We start from the raw sequence: 19,305 nt of genomic DNA on the forward strand, positions 1-19,305 counted from the left end.
ATGAAATATAAAGGCTATTTAATTGATTTAGACGGAACCATTTATAAGGGGAAAGATCGAATTCCGGCAGGAGAGGCTTTTGTCCATGAATTGCAAAAGCGAGATATCCCCTATCTCTTTGTGACCAACAATACAACCCGCACTCCAGAGAGTGTTCAGGAGATGCTGGCTCAGAATTTTAATATCGATACACCCCTATCGACTGTCTACACAGCGACTTTGGCAACGATCGACTATATGAACGACTTGGGGCTTGAAAAGACGGTCTATGTCATCGGAGAAGCAGGCCTCAAGGAAGCCATCAAGGCGGCTGGCTATGTGGAAGACAAGGAAAATCCTGCCTATGTGGTAGTAGGTCTGGACTGGCAAGTCGACTATGAAAAATTTGCGACAGCAACTCTAGCTATCCAAAAGGGAGCTCATTTTATCGGAACCAACCCTGACCTCAACATCCCGACAGAGCGTGGTCTTTTGCCTGGTGCTGGTTCACTGATTACCCTTCTTGAAGTGGCAACACGAGTGAAGCCGGTTTATATCGGGAAACCAAATGCTATCATTATGGACAAGGCGGTTGAGCACTTAGGTTTGGAACGTGAAGAGTTAATCATGGTTGGGGACAATTATTTGACTGATATCCGAGCAGGGATTGACAATGGCGTTCCAACGCTCTTGGTGACGACTGGTTTTACCAAGGCAGAAGAAGTAGCAGACCTGCCAATCGCACCGACTCATGTGGTTTCTAGCCTTGCGGAGTGGAATTTTGATGAAAACTAAACTGACCTTTTGGGGCTCTATGCTCTTTCTCCTGTCCCTCTCAATCCTTCTGACCATTTATCTGGCTTGGATTTTCTATCCTATGGAGATTCAGTGGCTAAACTTAACAAATCGAGTCTATCTAAAACCAGAAACCATTCAATACAATTTTCATATCTTGATGAATTATCTGACCAATCCTTTTAGTCAGGTCTTGCAGATGCCTGATTTTCGTTCGTCAGCAGCTGGTCTGCACCACTTTGCGGTGGTCAAGAATCTCTTTCATCTAGTTCATCTAGTAGCTCTAGTGACACTGCCAAGTTTCTATTTCTTTGTCAATAAGATTGTGAAAAAGGGATTCTTATCTCTCTATCGTAGAAGTCTCCTAGCTCTAGTAGTCTTGCCTTTGCTGATTGGTCTTGGGGGAGTTTTGATTGGTTTTGACCAATTCTTTACCCTTTTCCATCAAATTCTCTTTGTGGGAGATGATACTTGGCTTTTTGACCCAGCCAAGGATCCGGTTATTCTGATTTTACCAGAGACCTTCTTCCTTCATGCCTTCCTCCTCTTTTTTGCCCTCTATGAGAGCTTCTTTGGCTATCTGTATCTGAAAAGTCGTAGGAAGTGAAACGAAAGCTGTTTTTAATTAACATATATAAAAATGCACATTATTTGAAACCATCGTTAAGAATGAATTAACCAAATCCAATTGTGTCAATCGTTCGCGAACAGTCTATTTTTCTTGAAAAATAGGTAAATTCCCAAACTAAGTTCTACTGCTAATCCAAGTGGAAGTTAGTCTGATAAAAATCGTAAAAACCAGTGAGAATCCGTGTCAGGGTAAATTCCACTGGTTTTAAACATGCTTGATTTTATTGCTTTTGTAACCAAAATGAATCGAAAAAAAGAGCGCACAAAATCCCCTCATCTGAAAGCGTTTCAGATTAAATTCCGCTATGGTGGAAGTTAGTGTGAGACGTTTGAATGGGGTTGAAGATTAGTTTTTAGAACTTATGTTGGAGTAATTTAGACGACTGGCAGACGTCTTCTGCAGGTATTTTAGAAATGCCGAGAAGCTTAGGAATCTCTTCTCCGTAAGTAAAGGCAAAGAGTTCATAGGCTGACTTTCCATTCAAAGCAGCGCGTTTGACACTGTTGACATGAGAGCAGACGAGATTGATATCCTCTTGAGTTAAGTTGTCAAAAGAAGTTCCTTTAGGTAGAATGTCGCGAATCAGCGTGTGATTTTTCTCAATTCTGCCTTTCTGGTCAGAGCGATTAGGGTCACAAAAGAAGAGTTTACTCTCTCCTCGCACATCCATTTCGATATCATCGACCCTGGCAAACTCTCCACCATTATCTGTCAGGATGACAGGGAAGAGTTGGAAGAAATCTTTGTCAGCTTGGTGAAGAGTGTTCTTGATGTCATAGAGGTGTTTGGTAACCTCAAGAGCAGTTTTATTATCCAGCAGTCTAGCGAAGATAAAGTTACAGAAAGATAGATTGAAGGTGAGTAAGACTTTCCCTCCCATTCTGCCCATAACGGTGTCCATTTCCAGCCAAGAGTTCAGTTGATTCAGTGCTAAATAGTTTTGGAAATCCTCATAGGAACGGCCTTTTTTAGCTTCTTTAGGGATGGAAGGTAGATTATTTTTCCGTCTTTCTTTGAATTTAACGGCTCTGACTAGGTCAATAGGAGCGATAGATAGGTATCCTTTTCGGATGTGTCGATAGACGGTTGAGGAGCTGACATCAAGATTGTGAGTTTTGAGGATATGATAGATGTGTTGTCCTTTTTTAACACCCTCAGAAATGACTTTGTCCATGTCCCAGAAGGTCTTGGAATTGAGGGGAGTTCCTTCACGAGATTCAACAAGAGTTTGTTCGTACTGCTTTTGAGCTTGCTTAGCGAGGTAGAAGATCTTTTTATAGCCACAATTCTGTCTTCTTTGAGGACATCCATTACAGACAAAGGGAGTTTTGTCAAGTAGAGGGCAAGGAAGGTTATGGCATGTAGACTCTCGGACTCGTCTGTTTCGTTTGACTTCTTTGGAGACAGTGGTCGGGTCTTTTAGAATGGACTGTCCGATAGCTTTGAAGGTTTCACCGCGCTCTAAGCCTAGTTGGATATCGTTACGGTCTGAAAGGGTAAGATGTTTATGTTTTGTCATAGTGAGCCTCATTTCTAACTCAAACGTCTCACACTTAATTCCACCATAAAAATCCGTTTTAGACTAATTTCCACTTTGGTCAAGCAAGTGGAAGTTACTTTGAGAAGTTACGTTCTTGAAAAATAGGCTTTTTTTTCTAAAAATCCCTAGTCAAGCGCTTTATTTTTTTGTATAATAGAAGTAGCAAAGTATAGATAAGAAGAGAAAAGCATGATTACACTATTTCTATCACCGAGCTGTACATCATGTCGTAAGGCTAAGACCTGGTTAGAAAAACATAAGGTTCCCTTTGTGGAACACAATATTATGACCAGTCCTTTAACAAGAAAAGAATTGCAACACATCCTTTCCTTGACCGAAAATGGTACTGATGACATCATTTCAACTCGTTCAAAAATTTTTCAAAAATTGAATATTGATGTAGAGAGTATTTCGGTATCGGAATTGCTTCATTTGATTGAGCAGTACCCTAGTCTTTTGCGTCGTCCAATTATTATCGATGCCAAACGTATGCAGATCGGTTTTAATGAAGATGAGATTCGTGCTTTTCTCCCTCGTAGTTACCGTAAGCAAGAACTAAAAGAAGCAAGAATGAGAGCTGGTATTAGTTAATGAACAAACAGTATAGTTACCCACTAGATTTGTCGTGGAGCACTGAAGAACTTGCTTCAGTGCTTTCTTTTTTTAATGATGTTGAAGCTGCCTATGAAGGCAAGGTAGAGGCTAAAAAGTTACTGGACTCCTATAAGCGATTCAAGGCGGTTGTGCCAAGCAAGAGTGAAGAAAAACGTTTGGGACGAGAATTTGAAACAGTCAGTGGCTATTCGCTTTACCGAGCAGTTCAGGCGGCTAAGGAAAAAGGGGAAGGAAAGATTTCTCTTGGAAAGTAAATTTGAATTTGCTAAAGAGCTAATTAAGAAAGCGGGTCAGTACATCCTTGACCACATGCAGGAAGACTTGCGTGTTGAGACCAAGTCCTCTCCGACAGACTTGGTGACCAGACTGGACAAGGAAGTTCAGGAACTCTTGGTTGGTGAGATTTTATCCCGTTATCCTGAGGATAAGATTTGTGCTGAAGAAGGTTGTCTGCGAGCTTCGGTTCAAGAAGGAAAGGTTTGGGTCATTGATCCCATTGATGGTACCAATAACTTTGTAGCCCAGCAGGAAGATTTTGCTGTTATGATGGCTTATTTTGAAAATGGTCAGGGGCAGTTTGGACTGATTTATGATGTGGTCAAAGGGGATTGTTATCACGGTGGTGGTAAGTTTCCGGTTTGCCGAAATAATAAGCCCCTAGCTCCCTTTCAAGCAAAACCACTTGGAAATTTTCTTATTGCAGGCAATAGTGGTATGTTGGAAACCAATGAATGGGGTCTGGCTGATTTGAGTCGAGCTGTCCTCGGTGTTCGTGTCTATGGGAGTGCGGCCATTAGTTTTGCCAAGATTTTATCAGGGCGTTTGTTGACCTATGTCACCTATCTGCAACCATGGGATTATGCTGCGGCTAGTATTTTAGGGGAAAGTCTGGGCTATCGGGTGGTGACCCTATCGGGTCAACCGCTTGATTTTCAAACCAGACAACCGGTCATGATGCTACCTCTTGAGATGCAGGAGGAAATTCACTCCTATATTTACGAAAGGAAAAGAACTTAAATGCAATTTCCAGAAGGATTTGTTGAAAAATATGAAGAGATACTAGGAGATGAGGCAAGAGATTTTCTTGCCTCTTTTGAGGAGGAAGCGGTTTCGGCCTTTCGGGTCAATCCTTTAAAAGAAGCGCAACTTTCCTTTTCTGATACCATTCCTCAAACTCCTTGGGGACATTATGGGAAGGTTTCAGGAAAATCGCCTGAACATGCTACAGGTTTGGTTTATTCGCAAGAACCCGCTGCTCAAATGGTGGCTCAGGTAGCCCAGCCCAGTCCTGGAATGAAAGTCTTGGATTTGGCAGCTGCACCAGGTGGAAAATCAACTCAGCTGGCAGCCTATCTAGCAGGGGAGGGTCTCCTTGTCTCCAATGAAATTTCAAGCAAACGGGCTAAGATTTTGGTTGAAAATATGGAGCGATTTGGGGTGACAAATGTTGTGGTGACCAATGAATCTGCTGACCGCTTGGCCAAGGTTTTTAAGGGCTATTTTGACCTCATTGTCCTTGATGCCCCTTGCTCAGGGGAAGGGATGTTCCGTAAGCAACCAGATGCTATGGACTATTGGAGCTTAGATTATCCAAGTCAATGTGCTAGTGTGCAAAGAGAAATTCTGGAAGATGCAGTAACCATGCTAGCTGAAGGTGGTCGCTTGGTTTATTCAACCTGTACCTGGGCACCTGAAGAAAACGAAGAGATTGTCAATTGGTTGCTGGAAGAGTATGATTTTGATTTACTGCCAGTAGAGCATATCAATGGAATGGTAGCTGGTATTGATTTGCCAGAAACGGCTCGGATGTACCCTCATCAGTTTAAGGGAGAGGGGCAGTTTGTCGCCCATTTACAATTTAATGGTGAAAATCCAGCCCCTAAATATAAGGAAAGTAAGAGCAATCTCAGCCGAGAACAAGTTACTTTGTGGCAGGAATTTGCCCAAAAACACTTGAAAATCAATCTAAGGGGAATCTTGCAGACTTTTGGGGACCAACTCTATCTCCTGCCAGAACTTTTGCCAGAGTTAGGGAAACTCAAGATTGCTCGCAATGGCCTGCATCTGGGTACCTTTAAGAAGAAACGCTTTGAGCCTAGTTTTGCTCTTGGTCTAGCCTTGAAACCGAGTCAGGTCAAGCAGTCGGTTGAAATTGACCAAGAAGAGTTTGTAAAGTATGTGGCTGGAGAAACTGTTCAGCTGGCAGAAAGTCTGCCAAATGGTTGGTATCAAGTTTTGGTTCAAGGCAATGGGTTGGGCTTTGCTAAGGTGACTGGAAATGTTTTGAAAAATTATTTTCCAAAAGGCCTTAGATTCAAGTGAAAATGCTAGTCAAAGTAGCTTGTCTATGTTATAGTGGAAGTATGGATTTTTTTCAAATTGTCTTTCATTTTAAGTCAAAATTGGTGGGAAAGGTAACTAAGCAACTTTCTAGTAAAATTAAGCTATCAACTCCAGTTGGCTCCCAATTTTCAAAAGAAAAATATAAATAAATAGTTGAAAAAATTCACAGCATTCACCATTATTTTCAAGGAGAAAAACAGTGAAAAAAAGGAAAAAACTCGCTCTATCCCTTGCAGCTCTTTTGCTGGCAGGTTCTTTGGCGGGATGTGCTAGCTGGATTGATCGTGGGGAATCCATGACAGCTGTTGGCTCAACGGCTCTTCAGCCCTTGGTCGAAGCAGCAGCAGATGAATTTGGCTCTATGCACGTTGGAAAAACAGTCAACGTCCAAGGTGGAGGATCTGGTACAGGTCTGTCTCAGGTTCAGTCTGGAGCCGTTGATGTAGGAAATTCAGACGTATTTGCCGAGGAAAAAGACGGTATCAACGCATCCGCTCTAGTGGATCATAAGGTAGCCGTAGCGGGCTTGGCGGTGATTGTAAATAAGGAAGTTGATGTTGAAAATCTGACAACTGAACAACTCCGTAGCATCTTCACAGGTCAAGTGACCAACTGGAAAGAAGTCGGTGGGAAAGACCTAACCATTTCCATTATCAACCGCGCGGCAAGTTCTGGTTCGCGTGCAACCTTTGATAGTGTTGTCATGGATGGTCAATCTGCCGTGCAGAGTCAAGAACAGGATTCAAATGGGATGGTCAAAAACATTGTTTCCCAGACACCAGGAGCCATTTCTTACCTAGCCTTTGCCTATGTGGATGACTCGGTGAAACGCATGAAGTTGAATGGCTATGAGCCGATTGCAGAAAATGTTACAAGTAATAACTGGCCTTTGTGGTCTTATGAACACATGTACACCCTAGGTCAGCCCAATGAATTGGTGGCAGAATTTCTTAACTTTGTCCTCTCAGATGAAGCGCAAAGCGGAATCGTTAAGGGAATGGGCTATATTTCTGTTAAGGAAATGAAGGTTGAAAAAGATGCTGTAGGAACGGTGACAGCACTAGAAGGGAGTCACTAATGAATCAAGAAGAATTAGCTAAAAAATTACTTTCTCCCTCAAAGAACTCTCGTTTAGAGAAATTAGGAAAGGGTTTGACCTTTGCCTGTCTGTCTTTGATTGTTATCATTGTGGCTATGATTTTGATATTCGTAGCCCAAAAAGGTTTGTCGACCTTCTTTGTAAATGGGGTTAATATCTTTGATTTCCTCTTTGGACAAACTTGGAATCCTTCAGGTAAACAATTTGGTGCCCTTCCCATGATTTTGGGTTCCTTTATTGTCACAATCCTATCAGCCCTTATCGCAACTCCTTTTGCCATTGGTGCGGCAGTCTTTATGACCGAAGTATCACCAAAGGGTGCAAAAATCTTGCAACCAGCCATTGAATTGCTAGTCGGAATTCCTTCCGTCGTGTATGGATTTATCGGTTTGCAGGTCGTAGTTCCCTTTGTCCGTAGTGTCTTTGGTGGAACTGGTTTTGGGATTTTGTCAGGGATTTTCGTTCTCTTTGTCATGATTTTACCGACGGTAACCTTTATGACAACCGATAGCTTGCGTGCGGTACCTCGTCATTATCGTGAAGCTAGTTTGGCTATGGGTGCCACTCGCTGGCAAACAATCTGGCGTGTGACTTTGAAGGCGGCGCGTTCAGGAATTTTTACAGCAGTGGTCTTTGGGATGGCGCGTGCCTTTGGTGAGGCCTTGGCCATTCAGATGGTGGTCGGAAACTCAGCCGTTGTCCCAACTTCATTGACAACACCTGCTGCGACCTTGACCTCTGTGTTGACCATGGGTATCGGAAATACCGTCATGGGAACCGTTGACAATAACGTACTCTGGTCACTGGCCTTAGTCTTGCTCTTGATGAGTTTGGCCTTTAACAGTGTGATTAAATTGATTACGAAAGAAAGAGGAAAGAAAAACTATGCACGCTAAGAAATTAGATAAAATTGCAACAGCTGTCCTCTACTCAATTGCAGGAATTATCGTTGCCATCTTGGCATCCTTGATTCTTTATATCTTGGTTCGTGGTTTGCCCCACATCTCTTGGTCTTTCTTGACTGGTAAATCCTCTTCTTACCAAGCAGGCGGAGGGATTGGAATTCAGCTCTATAATTCCTTCTTCCTTCTGGTCATTACCTTGATTATCTCTGTGCCCTTATCTATGGGGGCTGGGATTTTCCTAGCTGAATATGCCAAAAAAGGTCCTGTGACCAATTTTGTCAGAACCTGTATTGAAATCTTATCTTCACTGCCATCAGTGGTTGTGGGTCTCTTTGGTTATTTGATCTTTGTAGTTCAGTTTGAGTATGGATTTTCAATCATTTCCGGTGCCTTGGCCTTGACAGTCTTTAATCTTCCTCAGATGACTCGAAATGTTGAGGACAGCTTGAAACACGTTCACCATACGCAGCGTGAGGCCGGTCTGGCCCTTGGGATTTCTCGTTGGGAGACTGTGGTTCATGTGGTCATCCCAGAAGCCCTTCCAGGTATCGTGACGGGGGTTGTCTTGGCCTCTGGTCGTATCTTTGGTGAGGCGGCTGCTCTCATCTATACAGCAGGACAATCTGCTCCAGCACTTGACTGGTCTAACTGGAATATTCTCAGTGTAACCAGCCCAATCTCTATCTTCCGTCAAGCAGAAACCTTGGCTGTCCATATCTGGAAAGTCAATAGTGAAGGAACCATTCCAGATGGAACTATCGTATCAGCAGGTTCTGCGGCCGTCCTCCTCATCTTTATCCTCATCTTTAACTTTGGAGCTCGCAAACTCGGAAGCTACTTACACAAGAAATTAACCGCTGCCTAAAGGAGAAGCCATGTCAAAATATAATTGGGATGAAAAGCATATCATCACCTTTCCTGAAGAGAAAGTGGCCCTCTCTACTAAGGATTTACATGTTTACTACGGTAAAAATGAATCTATTAAGGGCATTGATATGCAATTTGAAAAAAATAAAATTACAGCCTTAATTGGCCCTTCTGGTTCAGGGAAATCAACCTACCTCCGCAGTCTCAACCGTATGAATGATACCATTGATATTGCCAAGGTAACAGGTCAAATTCTCTATCAAGGGATTGATGTCAACCGCCCAGAAATCAATGTTTATGAGATGCGCAAGCACATCGGAATGGTCTTCCAACGCCCAAATCCCTTTGCCAAGTCTATCTACCGCAACATTACTTTTGCTCATGAACGTGCAGGAGTTAAGGACAAGCAAGTCTTGGATGAAATTGTGGAAACCTCTCTTCGTCAAGCTGCCCTTTGGGACCAGGTCAAAGATGATTTACACAAGTCGGCCTTGACCCTATCAGGTGGTCAGCAGCAACGTCTCTGTATCGCTCGTGCTATTTCTGTTAAACCAGACATCCTTTTGATGGATGAACCAGCGTCAGCCTTGGATCCGATTGCGACAGCTCAGCTGGAAGAAACCATGTTGGAATTGAAGAAGGACTTTACCATCATCATCGTGACCCACAGTATGCAACAGGCTGCGCGTGCTAGTGACTACACAGGTTTTTTCTACTTGGGTGACTTGATCGAGTACGATAAGACCTCTAATATTTTCCAAAATGCCAAACTACAGTCAACCAATGACTATGTAACAGGACACTTTGGATAGAAAGGAAACAGTATGACAGAAGCGATTTTACAGGTATCAGACCTGTCCGTTTACTACAATCAAAAGAAGGCCTTGAATAGTGTTTCCCTATCTTTCCAACCTAAGGAAATTACAGCCTTGATTGGTCCATCTGGATCAGGGAAGTCAACTCTTCTCAAGGCTATCAACCGTATGGGGGATCTCAATCCAGAGGTGACCACAACTGGTTCGGTGGTTTACAACGGCCACAACATCTACAGCCCGCGTACAGATACAGTTGAATTGCGGAAGGAAATCGGCATGGTTTTCCAACAACCAAACCCCTTCCCTATGTCTATCTACGAAAATGTTGTTTACGGGCTTCGTATCAATGGAGTGAAGGACAAGCAGGTGCTGGATGAAGCAGTAGAAAAAGCCTTGCAACGAGCTTCTATCTGGGATGAGGTCAAGGACCGCCTGCATGATTCAGCTATCGGGCTTTCAGGTGGACAACAGCAACGTGTCTGCGTTGCCCGTGTCTTGGCAACCAGTCCTAAAATCATCCTCTTGGATGAACCGACTTCAGCCTTGGACCCTATCTCGGCTGGTAAGATTGAGGAAACCTTGTATGGTCTAAAAGATAAATACACCATGCTCTTGGTCACACGTTCCATGCAACAAGCCTCTCGTATCTCTGACAAGACAGGATTTTTCCTTGATGGAGATTTGGTCGAGTTTAACGATACCAAGAAGATGTTCCTCAACCCACAACACAAGGAAACAGAAGATTATATTTCAGGAAAATTTGGATAAGGAGATAAATGATGTTACGTTCTCAATTTGAAGAAGATTTGGAGAAATTGCACAACCAGTTCTATGCTATGGGACAAGAAGTGCTCTCCCAAATCAATCGGACAGTGCGTGCCTTTGTTACGCATGACCGTGATTTGGCCAAGGAAGTCATCGAAGACGATGCAGAAGTAAACGAATACGAAGTGAAATTGGAGAAGAAATCATTTGAAATGATTGCCCTCCAACAACCGGTTTCTCAGGACTTGCGTACAGTTCTAACAGTCTTGAAGGCTGTATCTGACTTGGAACGTATGGGTGACCATGCCGTTTCCATTGCCAAAGCGACAATTCGTATGAAGGGGGAGCAACGCATCCCAGCTGTTGAAGAAGAAATCAAGAGAATGGGGCGCGATGTCAAGAATTTCGTTGAAGCAGCCCTTGAACTCTATCTGAATGGTTCAGTGGATCAGGCCTATGAAGTAGCAACCATGGATGAAAAGATCAACCATTACTTTGATAGCATTCGTGACTTGGCTACAGAAGAAATCAAGAAAAATCCAGATGCCATCGTTACAGGTCGTGATTATTTCCAAGTGATTGCCTTCTTGGAACGTATTGGAGACTATGCTAAAAATATCTGTGAATGGGTTGTTTACTTTGAAACAGGTAAGATTGTCGAACTATAAAGTATTCAAATGATAAAATTATTGTGAAAGCTTACTTTTTAATACAGTAAGCTTTCATTGTATAGATGGTTTACTTTGTCAGAGGTGAATAATGAACTACATACAGAATATCAGAAAAAAAGTTGGAAAAGATAAAATTATTTTAAATTTTACCTGTGGAATATTAAGTCAATCAGGAAAAATTTTATTACAAAAACGAGCAGATAAAGGAACGTGGGGATTACCAGGTGGTGATTGTGCATAATAAGAGGTGCTTAAAACATTGATAAAATAAGAAGTTGAGTTTTTACCAATTATATATACTGTAAAAAGTTCAAAAAGAATGCTATAATTTAAAATGGAGGATATTGTCATGAAAATTAATGCTGTAGATTTATTTTGTGGTGTTGGAGGGTTGACCTGTGGTGTTCAGCAAGCAGGTATAAATGTAATAGCAGGTTATGATATAGATCCTCGTAGTCAATTTGCATACGAATTTAACAATAACGCGAGATTTATTTTAAAGGACATAAAAAAAATAGATAGCAAGGAAATTACTAATCTTTTTCCAGATGATACTGATATAAAAGTTTTAATGGGATGTGCTCCATGCCAACCTTTTTCGACTTATAGTCATAAGTATAAAAATAATGAGAATACACTTCAGAAGATGGATCTTTTAGACTATTTCGGACAACAAGTACAGTATGTTCAGCCCGATATTGTTTCAATGGAAAATGTTCCACAAATGGTCAATGAAAAGGTATTTGATAAATTTATCCAGATTTTGAATGATAATAATTACTTAATTGATTACAAAGTGGTATTCGCGCCAGATTACGGTGTTCCTCAAAAAAGAAAGAGATTATTGCTTTTAGCTTCAAAATTAGGAGAAATCAAATTAATTCCTGCACAATTTAATAAAGATAATTACCCTACACTTCGAGATACAATTGGAAATTTACCAAAATTGAAGGCAGGAGATACTGATTTAAATGATCCTCTTCATAGAAGCAGAAATCTATCTGAATTGAATATGAAGAGAATAAAGCAGTCAAAACCTGGTGGAACTTGGAAGGATTGGGACCAGGAGCTGTTACTGGAAGCTTATAAGAAAAACAGCGGAGCTTCTTTTGGATCGGTATATGGTCGTTTAGAGTGGGATAAACCTGCTAATACAATTACAACACAATTCCCAGGAATAGGAAATGGGAGATTTGGACATCCTGATCAAGATAGAGCTTTAAGTCTACGTGAAGGTGCAATGTTACAAACATTTCCGAGAGATTACTTATTTACACAACCTGAACTTGGGGGGAAATATCCTATTTCACAGGTAGCATTACAAATTGGGAATGCTGTCCCTCCGAAGTTAGGTGAAGTTATTGGAAATAGTATTAAGAAACATTTAGAGGAGGTTGCTAATGTCTAGATTAACATTTTCGATTGCAAATAATGCAGTTACACATTTAGGGAGGAACTTATATTCAACGACTCCACCAGCCTTAGCAGAGCTAGTGGCTAATTCATATGATGCGTATGCAACTGAGGTCAATATCGTTTTATCAAATGATGCGATTTCGATAATTGATAATGGAAAAGGATTAGATTTTCAAGAATTTGAAAGTAAATATGCTAGAATTGGCTCCACTAAACAGAGAGAAGAACCATTTAATGGATTAGCTGAACGCAAACCGATGGGGAAAAAGGGGATTGGAAAATTAGCTGCGTTCAGTTTGGGTAGTACATATACTGTATATTCTAAGACCAGAGATACAGACAGATGGTTGGGTTTTACATTACAATATCAAGATATGATAAATAGTGAGACCTATCCTGTAGAAGTGGAAGAAACAGATTTGCCTGAAAAATTCGCTGCATACAGTAGGTATCAGTCGGGATTTATTGTTGATATTACTGATATCAGACGCAAAATAACTGTTGCAACTAGAGAGAATATTAAAATTCAACTTTCAAGGCGCTTCTATATAAATCAGGCCAAATCATCATTTTTATTAAAAGTAGACGGTGAGGAATTGAAATTAGATTCTAATTCGTATTATGATAAATTACAGTATATGGTTTATTTGGGGTATGAAAATGAAGAGATACTTAGAGAAAAATTTCCGAATGTCATTTTGGAAGAATATCAGCAGATAGATACAATAAAAAAGTATTTTTGTAGTCAGAATATAAAGGGATGGATCGGGACAACTTACAAACCAAAAGATTTAAAAAATAATGAGGGATCTAGTTTTGCAAATATCATTATTTTAGCAAATGGTAAAATAGCTGATGAGGATATATTAAAAAGTAAACCTAACGCTCGAATAGCTAATAACTATATTGTTGGTGAAATTGAAGCAGACGAGTTTATTGAGAAATTAAATGATCCAATTACTTCTAGTAGACAAGGTCTTGACGACTCTATTTCAGAGGTTGAAGAATTAATAAATTATCTAGATTCTGTACGAAAGTATGTTATTGAGCGATGGGATGATATGAGGCAGAATCACGCAATAGCAAATTTGCCTGAACGTATTAAGAATAATCCTTCTTACAAAGATTGGCTTGAAAGCCTTACGGATCCGCAAAAAAAAATAAATAATAAACTTTTAGATTTACTATCCAGTAAATTAGATGATGAGATTTCAGTTGATGCAACAGCAGTGGATTCAATGGTAACGTCCATATCTAGTGTAATAAATAATATTGAAGCAGATGACTTGATTGCCAGTTTTGATAAAGAGAGTGACGCAGAAGTTCAGTTTGATTTATTGTTTAAATTAATGGATAACATTTCTAAAACAGAGGATTTAAACCATTCTAATCTTATAAGAAAGCGTCTTTCTGCAATTGAAGAGCTTGAACGTTTAATGTCTGAAACGAACACTCCAGAAAAATTATTTGAGAGGCATTTATCAGATAATCCATGGCTAATTATGCCTTATTGGAATATTGATAGAAATATTATAGATGAGACTGATTATTTGAAAAATCAGAGATATTTTAGATTAGATATGGACGAAAATAATTTTAGAAAAAACTTTCTTGATATTTTGATAAGAGTTGCAGAAGAAACTTATCCTATAATAGTTGAGTTGAAGAAAAATACTGCTGTTGGTTATGCTAAGGTAGGTTTTACAGATATTTATAATCAGATTACTAATTATAGAAGGGCTATGATTCAAAAAATTCCTGATTTAATAGATGTTAAGGAAAAGGATATTAAGGTTATATTTATTCTTTCGGAAGACACCGGACTTCCAGGTAAGGGACATAGTATAGAATTAAATGATTCTGAAATTAAGATGCTAGAAGACCAGAATATATCTTTATTGAAGTATAATAAGATTTTGGCTGAAGCTAAAAAGATGTATAGAGAGCATTTAAAATATCAAAGAGAGGCAAAAATAATTCCTGATTTAAGTATTGATTGTGAGTAGCAGTTTTTGTGATAGATTTTATTTAAAAGGATACAAAAGACAACGGTAGCCTCAATATCTGGATAAATATGGGTTAACTCAAATGAAGAATTTGAAAGTAAACGAATTTATATGTCCCATTCAAAAAAATATCCTGACTAATATGTGCCAGATTGAATGGACCAACGATGATATGGTCATACAAATCCGTGTCCGCAAACACTATGTCAGGTATGGAGTTGACTTACCAGATGGTGCTATTGAATTAGGAGAATCGGCTTTAGAAGCTTTAGTGCGAGAGTTTTATGAAGAAACAGGAGTCGAAGTGAGGGTGGAAAAACTCTTAAATGTTTATACAAAATATTCAGACAGTTATCCGAATGGTGATGAGGCTCAAGTTCTTACAATCTTGTATTTAGTTTCATCTGAAACTTCTATCTCTACAAATTTTTTTACAAGTGATGAAACTTTAGAATTAGGATTTTTTGATCATAGTGACATACAAAATATTGCAATTGTAAACCAGCAGCATCAAGATATGATAAATGATTTTTTTGAAAATAAGTTCCCAATAGATAGATAAACTAACCACTGTATTTCTATTTTTTAGTAAATATATTTTATGAAAATGTAAGAAAAACACTTGACAAGTATCTTGGATAGCGTTATAATTATACAAAATTAACAGAGAGGTTGTTTATTTATGAAATCAAAAAAATGGATATTTGTTTTATGTAGTTTTCTTGCAAGTTTCTTCTTAGTAGCTTGTCAGTCGGGTTCTAATGGTTCTCAGTCAGCTGTTGAGGCCATTAAGCAAAAGGGGAAATTAGTTGTGGCGACCAGTCCTGACTATGCACCTTTTGAATTCCAATCCTTAGTTGACGGGAAAAATCAGGTAGTCGGTGCGGACATTGATATGGCCCAAGCTATCGCTGATGAACTTGGGGTGAAGTTGGAAATCTCAAGCATGAGTTTTGATAATGTCTTGACTAGTCTTCAAACTGGTAAGGCTGACCTAGCAGTTGCAGGAATTAGCGCAACTGATGAGAGAAAAGAAGTCTTTGATTTTTCAATCCCTTACTATGAAAACAAGATTAGTTTCTTGGTTCGTAAGTCTGATGTAGAAAAATACAAGGATTTAACTAGCTTAGAAAGTGCTAATATTGCAGCTCAAAAAGGGACTGTTCCAGAAGCTATGGTCAAGGAACAATTGCCAAAAGCTCAGCTGACTTCCCTAACCAATATGGGTGAAGCTGTTAATGAATTACAGGCTGGAAAAGTAGATGCTGTTCATATGGATGAGCCTGTTGCCCTTAGTTATGCTGCTAAAAACGCAGACCTAGCTGTCGCAACTGTCAGCTTGAAGATGAAGGACGGCGAAGCTAATGCAGTTGCCCTTAGAAAAAATAGTGCTGATTTGAAAGAAGTAGTGGACAAGGTCATCCAAAAACTCAAGGATGACGGCACCTACCAAAAATATCTTGAAAAAGCGGCAACCTTAACAGAAGTTGAAGAATAATACTCAATGAAAATCAAAGAGAAAACTAGGAAGCTAGCCGCAGGTTGCTCAAAGCACTGCTTTGAGGTTGTAGATAAGACTGACGAAGTTCAGCTCAAAACACTGTTTTGAGGTTGTGGATAGAACTGACGAAGTCAGTAACCATATCTACGGTAAGGCGACGCTGACGTGGTTTGAAGAGATTTTCGAAGAGTATAAGAAAAAAGCAGAGTTGGAAGTCAGTCCAATTCTGCTTTTAAATAGTCTAAAACATTTTCCAGATTGTCTAAGGATACCTTGGCAAATTGATAAGGGCAGGCACCCAAGTAAGCCTCTTCAAAGAAATCCAAGCCCAGTTGGCTGTGCTTGAGACTGGCGATTTTAGGATACTGTCTGAGATCAAGTAATAAACCATCGTGTAGGGGAAAGTGAGGAAGGGGACAAGGAGTGTTAGCTAATCTTTCCTCGATTTGCTTCTGGTAAGCTTCCTGATTGGACAAGCGAGCTAGACGGTTTTTCTCAAACAATTGACTGTCAATATAGAGTGACAGGGCCTTTTGCATGATGAGGTTGCTGTCGTAGTCTAGGATATTTTTGTAGGCCACAAAGGCTTCCTTGATAGCATTTGGCAGGATGAGTGCTGTTATCCGCAGGGCTGGAAAGAGGCTGGTTGAGAAGGACTTGATATAAATGACGCGCTTCTCTGTATCCTGATAGTGGAAGGTCTGGCCCTTCTTGGAGTCCAAATCCCCCAGATAGTCGTCCTCTACGATATAGACACCATACTTGGCAGCTAAGTCAAGAATAGCTCGTTTGTCCTGCTCACAATAGGAATGCCCCAAAGGATAGTGAAAACGAGGAATGGTATAGAAAAACTTAATTTTTCCTGTTTTGAAGTGGCTTTCCAGTTCCTCCAAGTCAATTCCATCAATGCCTCGTTCAATCGTTTGATAGTCCAGACCCTGAGCAATCAAGAGGCGATTCATCCGATGGTAGGTCGGTTGTTCCACCAAGATTTCCTTGGCTTGGCTAGGGAAGGAAATTTGAGAGAGAATAAAAAGGGCTTGTTGGGTTCCAGAAGTCAGTACCAGTTGGTCAGCTTTGCAATAGAGAGCTTGATCAAAGAGGAGTTTATGAATGGATTGTCTTAAGTCTTCTAAACCTTCTTGGTTGTCATAGTAGTTGAAGAGGTAGTTTTCCCGGCCAATTAAGGTTTCATTGACACAGAGTCGGAAATCGTCATAGGCACTGGCATGTTCGTCAGTGACTTCGATTTCTAGATCCTGGTGTTGCCCTTGTTCTAGGACATAGTAACCACTCTGGGGCTTGGCATATAGGTATTGTTCGTGCCGTAATTCCAGCAGGGCGCGTTGAATAGTGTCCTTGCTGCAGTGAAAGTCAAGGCTCAGTTGACGGATAGAAGGCAGGCGACTTCCCGTTGGAAAGCGTCCAGACTCGATACCGTTTTTCAGATAGGAAACGACCTCTTGGTACTTGCTTTGTCTCTTCATTCCAGACCTCCCTTGATTTTGTTACATTGTACCCTTTTTTTTCCTTCTTGGCAATGTCTAGGGTGTTTCTCTCGTTCACATCTAGGGGCAAATGTGGTATACTTAGGAGTAACATTTATAGAATAATACTCTTCGAAAATCTCTTCAAACCACGTCAGCTTCGCCTTGCCGTAGATATGGTTACTGACTTCGTCAGTTCTATCCACAACCTCAAAACAGTGTTTTGAGCTGACTTCGTCAGTCTTATCTATCTACAACCTCAAAGCAGTGCTTTGAGCAACCTGCGGCTCGCTTCCTAGTTTGCTTTTTGATTTTCATTGAGTATAACAGATAAGAAAGTGAATGGATAAGAACGTGCAGGAACCAGTGAAATTATTTCAATACAATACCCTTGGAGCCTTGATGGCTGGCCTTTATGGTGGTACTATGACAGTAGGAGAATTGCTAGAACATGGTGACCTTGGTTTGGGAACCTTGGATTCTATTGATGGAGAATTGATTGTCTTAGATGGCAAGGCCTATCAGGCCAAAGGCTCAGGAGAACAACCAGAAATTGTAGAAGTATCACCAGATGCCCTTATTCCTTATGCAGCAGTAGTACCACATCAGGCAGAGGTTATTTTCCGCCAGCGCTTTGAGATGACGGACAAGGAATTGGAAGAACGAATCGAGTCTTATTATGATGGGGAAAATCTTTTCCGCTCGATCAAGATTCGTGGGGAATTTTCGCATATGCATGTGCGCATGATTCCTAAGTCGACACCAGATACCAAGTTTGCTGAGGTCGCAACCCACCAACCTGAATATAGTCGTGACAATGTAGCAGGAACCATTGTTGGTTTCTGGACGCCAGAGATTTTCCATGGGGTTAGTGTGGCAGGCTACCATCTGCACTTCATCTCAGATGATTTGACCTTCGGTGGTCATGTCATGGACTTTGTCATCAAGGAAGGCATTATCGAGGTGGGAGCTGTTGACCAATTGGATCAACGTTTCCCAGTCCAAGACCGTCAATACTTGTTTGCTAAGTTCAATGTTGACGAGATGAAAAAAGATATTGAAAAGGCGGAATAGGAGAAGAAAATGACCATTCATATTATCATTACCATGGTGCTGTTGCTGGCTTTCTTGATAGGGAGCATTTGGTATGCCAAAAAGAAATACCAGATTAATCTAGCTGTCTTGGGCTTGGGGGCTGTTGCCTTCTTTGTCTCTTCACAGATTTTGGAAAAACTGGTGCATATCTTAGTTTTGCATCCTCAAAAAGACGGTAGTATTGCCCTCTTGCAAGAACAACCGCTTGTTTATATCATCTATGGCCTAGCCATGGCAGCATTTTTTGAGGAAACTGCTCGTCTTGTTTTCTTCAAATGGTTGGAGAAAAAGAGAAGTTTGGAAAAGGCAGATGCCTTGGCCTATGGACTGGGGCATGGTGGCTTGGAATTGATTTTCCTAGGTCTTACTAGTTTGATTAATCTCTACATCGTTCTCTCAGCAGTTCAAACTCAGAATCCACAGGTTATGCAATTGCTGTCTGAAAATATGTTGAAAACTATCCAGTCGCTATCAGTCTGGCAGATTTATTTGCTTGGTTTTGAGCGAATCTTGGCCCTAGGTTTCCAATTACTCTTGACTGTTTGGGTTTACCAAGCTGTTCGCCAGAAGAAATGGATTTATCTCCTAGCAGCCTATGGCCTACATGCCTTCTTTGATCTGGCACCATCTCTAGTCCAAGTTGGCTGGTTGACAAATCCAGTCTTGGTTGAAGTTGTCCTAGCACTTGAACTTGTTCTGCTTGCCTATGGAACCAAGGCAATCTTTTGCAAAAAATCATAAAAAAAAGGGGGAAACCTCTTTTTTTGTTTAAAAT

Annotated in this window: 20 protein-coding genes and 1 pseudogene; 19 read left to right on the forward strand and 2 right to left on the reverse strand. The window is 40.5% G+C overall.

Annotated elements, in window-relative coordinates:
* Both HW098_RS05855 and HW098_RS05860 read left to right on the forward strand, forming a co-directional pair.
* Positions 1 to 774, forward strand: a complete 774-nt coding sequence (locus HW098_RS05855) for a TIGR01457 family HAD-type hydrolase (protein ID WP_176139542.1) — start codon at positions 1 to 3, stop codon at positions 772 to 774.
* Positions 764 to 1,381 (forward strand): TIGR01906 family membrane protein, encoded by a 618-nt coding sequence (locus tag HW098_RS05860; protein WP_176139543.1) that lies wholly within the window; start codon positions 764 to 766, stop codon positions 1,379 to 1,381. The genes HW098_RS05855 and HW098_RS05860 overlap by 11 nt, the downstream gene beginning before the upstream one ends.
* 376 nt (positions 1,382 to 1,757) lie before the next feature.
* On the opposite strand, the gene HW098_RS05865 is transcribed toward HW098_RS05860, so the two are convergent.
* Complete coding sequence (locus HW098_RS05865) at positions 1,758 to 2,924, reverse strand: IS30 family transposase (RefSeq protein WP_176139544.1); 1,167 nt, start codon at positions 2,922 to 2,924, stop codon at positions 1,758 to 1,760.
* Positions 2,925 to 3,134: 210 nt separating this feature from the next.
* On the opposite strand from HW098_RS05865, the gene HW098_RS05870 reads away from it, so the two are divergent.
* From HW098_RS05870 to HW098_RS05940, 15 genes and pseudogenes are all read left to right on the forward strand, one after another.
* A complete protein-coding gene (locus tag HW098_RS05870) occupies positions 3,135 to 3,536 on the forward strand; it encodes a Spx/MgsR family RNA polymerase-binding regulatory protein (protein WP_000631263.1) in 402 nt (133 codons plus the stop codon).
* Positions 3,536 to 3,814 (forward strand): UPF0223 family protein, encoded by a 279-nt coding sequence (locus HW098_RS05875; protein WP_023936063.1) that lies wholly within the window; start codon positions 3,536 to 3,538, stop codon positions 3,812 to 3,814. Before HW098_RS05870 ends, HW098_RS05875 begins: the two co-directional genes overlap by 1 nt.
* Entirely contained in the window at positions 3,804 to 4,577 is a 774-nt protein-coding gene (locus tag HW098_RS05880) for an inositol monophosphatase family protein (protein WP_176139545.1), read from the forward strand. The genes HW098_RS05875 and HW098_RS05880 overlap by 11 nt, the downstream gene beginning before the upstream one ends.
* Positions 4,578 to 5,882 (forward strand): RsmF rRNA methyltransferase first C-terminal domain-containing protein, encoded by a 1,305-nt coding sequence (locus tag HW098_RS05885; RefSeq protein ID WP_176139546.1) that lies wholly within the window; start codon positions 4,578 to 4,580, stop codon positions 5,880 to 5,882.
* Between the two features lie 220 nt (positions 5,883 to 6,102).
* Complete coding sequence (locus tag HW098_RS05890; RefSeq protein WP_033688482.1) at positions 6,103 to 6,981, forward strand: phosphate ABC transporter substrate-binding protein PstS family protein; 879 nt, start codon at positions 6,103 to 6,105, stop codon at positions 6,979 to 6,981.
* Positions 6,981 to 7,898: a phosphate ABC transporter permease subunit PstC gene (pstC, locus tag HW098_RS05895; RefSeq protein WP_049495124.1), complete on the forward strand. Its 918-nt coding sequence runs from the start codon at positions 6,981 to 6,983 to the stop codon at positions 7,896 to 7,898. The genes HW098_RS05890 and pstC overlap by 1 nt, the downstream gene beginning before the upstream one ends.
* Positions 7,888 to 8,772, forward strand: coding sequence for a phosphate ABC transporter permease PstA (gene pstA, locus HW098_RS05900; RefSeq protein WP_000543046.1), 885 nt, complete (start codon positions 7,888 to 7,890; stop codon positions 8,770 to 8,772). The genes pstC and pstA overlap by 11 nt, the downstream gene beginning before the upstream one ends.
* Before the next feature lie 10 nt (positions 8,773 to 8,782).
* Entirely contained in the window at positions 8,783 to 9,586 is an 804-nt protein-coding gene (pstB, locus tag HW098_RS05905; protein WP_000049848.1) for a phosphate ABC transporter ATP-binding protein PstB, read from the forward strand.
* A 12-nt stretch (positions 9,587 to 9,598) separates the two neighbouring features.
* On the forward strand, positions 9,599 to 10,357 hold the full coding sequence (pstB, locus tag HW098_RS05910; protein WP_176139547.1) for a phosphate ABC transporter ATP-binding protein PstB: 759 nt from the start codon (positions 9,599 to 9,601) through the stop codon (positions 10,355 to 10,357).
* An 11-nt stretch (positions 10,358 to 10,368) separates the two neighbouring features.
* Positions 10,369 to 11,022 (forward strand): phosphate signaling complex protein PhoU, encoded by a 654-nt coding sequence (gene phoU, locus HW098_RS05915; protein ID WP_176139548.1) that lies wholly within the window; start codon positions 10,369 to 10,371, stop codon positions 11,020 to 11,022.
* Positions 11,023 to 11,113: 91 nt separating this feature from the next.
* Positions 11,114 to 11,254 (forward strand): annotated as a pseudogene (locus HW098_RS05920) (DNA mismatch repair protein MutT); the annotation flags it as partial.
* Between the two features lie 120 nt (positions 11,255 to 11,374).
* Positions 11,375 to 12,433: a DNA cytosine methyltransferase gene (locus HW098_RS05925; RefSeq protein WP_176139550.1), complete on the forward strand. Its 1,059-nt coding sequence runs from the start codon at positions 11,375 to 11,377 to the stop codon at positions 12,431 to 12,433.
* On the forward strand, positions 12,426 to 14,447 hold the full coding sequence (locus HW098_RS05930; protein ID WP_176139551.1) for an ATP-binding protein: 2,022 nt from the start codon (positions 12,426 to 12,428) through the stop codon (positions 14,445 to 14,447). Before HW098_RS05925 ends, HW098_RS05930 begins: the two co-directional genes overlap by 8 nt.
* A 172-nt stretch (positions 14,448 to 14,619) precedes the next feature.
* Positions 14,620 to 15,009, forward strand: coding sequence for an NUDIX domain-containing protein (locus HW098_RS05935; protein WP_240149467.1), 390 nt, complete (start codon positions 14,620 to 14,622; stop codon positions 15,007 to 15,009).
* Positions 15,010 to 15,129: 120 nt separating this feature from the next.
* Complete coding sequence (locus tag HW098_RS05940; protein WP_000837375.1) at positions 15,130 to 15,945, forward strand: ABC transporter substrate-binding protein; 816 nt, start codon at positions 15,130 to 15,132, stop codon at positions 15,943 to 15,945.
* A gap of 218 nt (positions 15,946 to 16,163) precedes the next feature.
* Here HW098_RS05940 and HW098_RS05945 read toward each other — a convergent pair whose 3' ends face one another.
* On the reverse strand, positions 16,164 to 17,435 hold the full coding sequence (locus HW098_RS05945; protein WP_176139552.1) for a PLP-dependent aminotransferase family protein: 1,272 nt from the start codon (positions 17,433 to 17,435) through the stop codon (positions 16,164 to 16,166).
* Between the two features lie 342 nt (positions 17,436 to 17,777).
* On the opposite strand from HW098_RS05945, the gene budA reads away from it, so the two are divergent.
* Positions 17,778 to 18,509 (forward strand): acetolactate decarboxylase, encoded by a 732-nt coding sequence (gene budA / locus HW098_RS05950; RefSeq protein WP_000360314.1) that lies wholly within the window; start codon positions 17,778 to 17,780, stop codon positions 18,507 to 18,509.
* Between the two features lie 9 nt (positions 18,510 to 18,518).
* Positions 18,519 to 19,271 carry a YhfC family glutamic-type intramembrane protease gene (locus HW098_RS05955; protein ID WP_176139553.1) on the forward strand — a complete coding sequence of 251 codons (753 nt, stop codon included), beginning with the start codon at positions 18,519 to 18,521 and terminating at the stop codon, positions 19,269 to 19,271.
* Positions 19,272 to 19,305: the final 34 nt, after the last annotated feature.

It is taken from the genome of Streptococcus sp. 1453, assembly GCF_013276955.1.
Taxonomy (GTDB): Bacteria; Bacillota; Bacilli; order Lactobacillales; family Streptococcaceae; genus Streptococcus.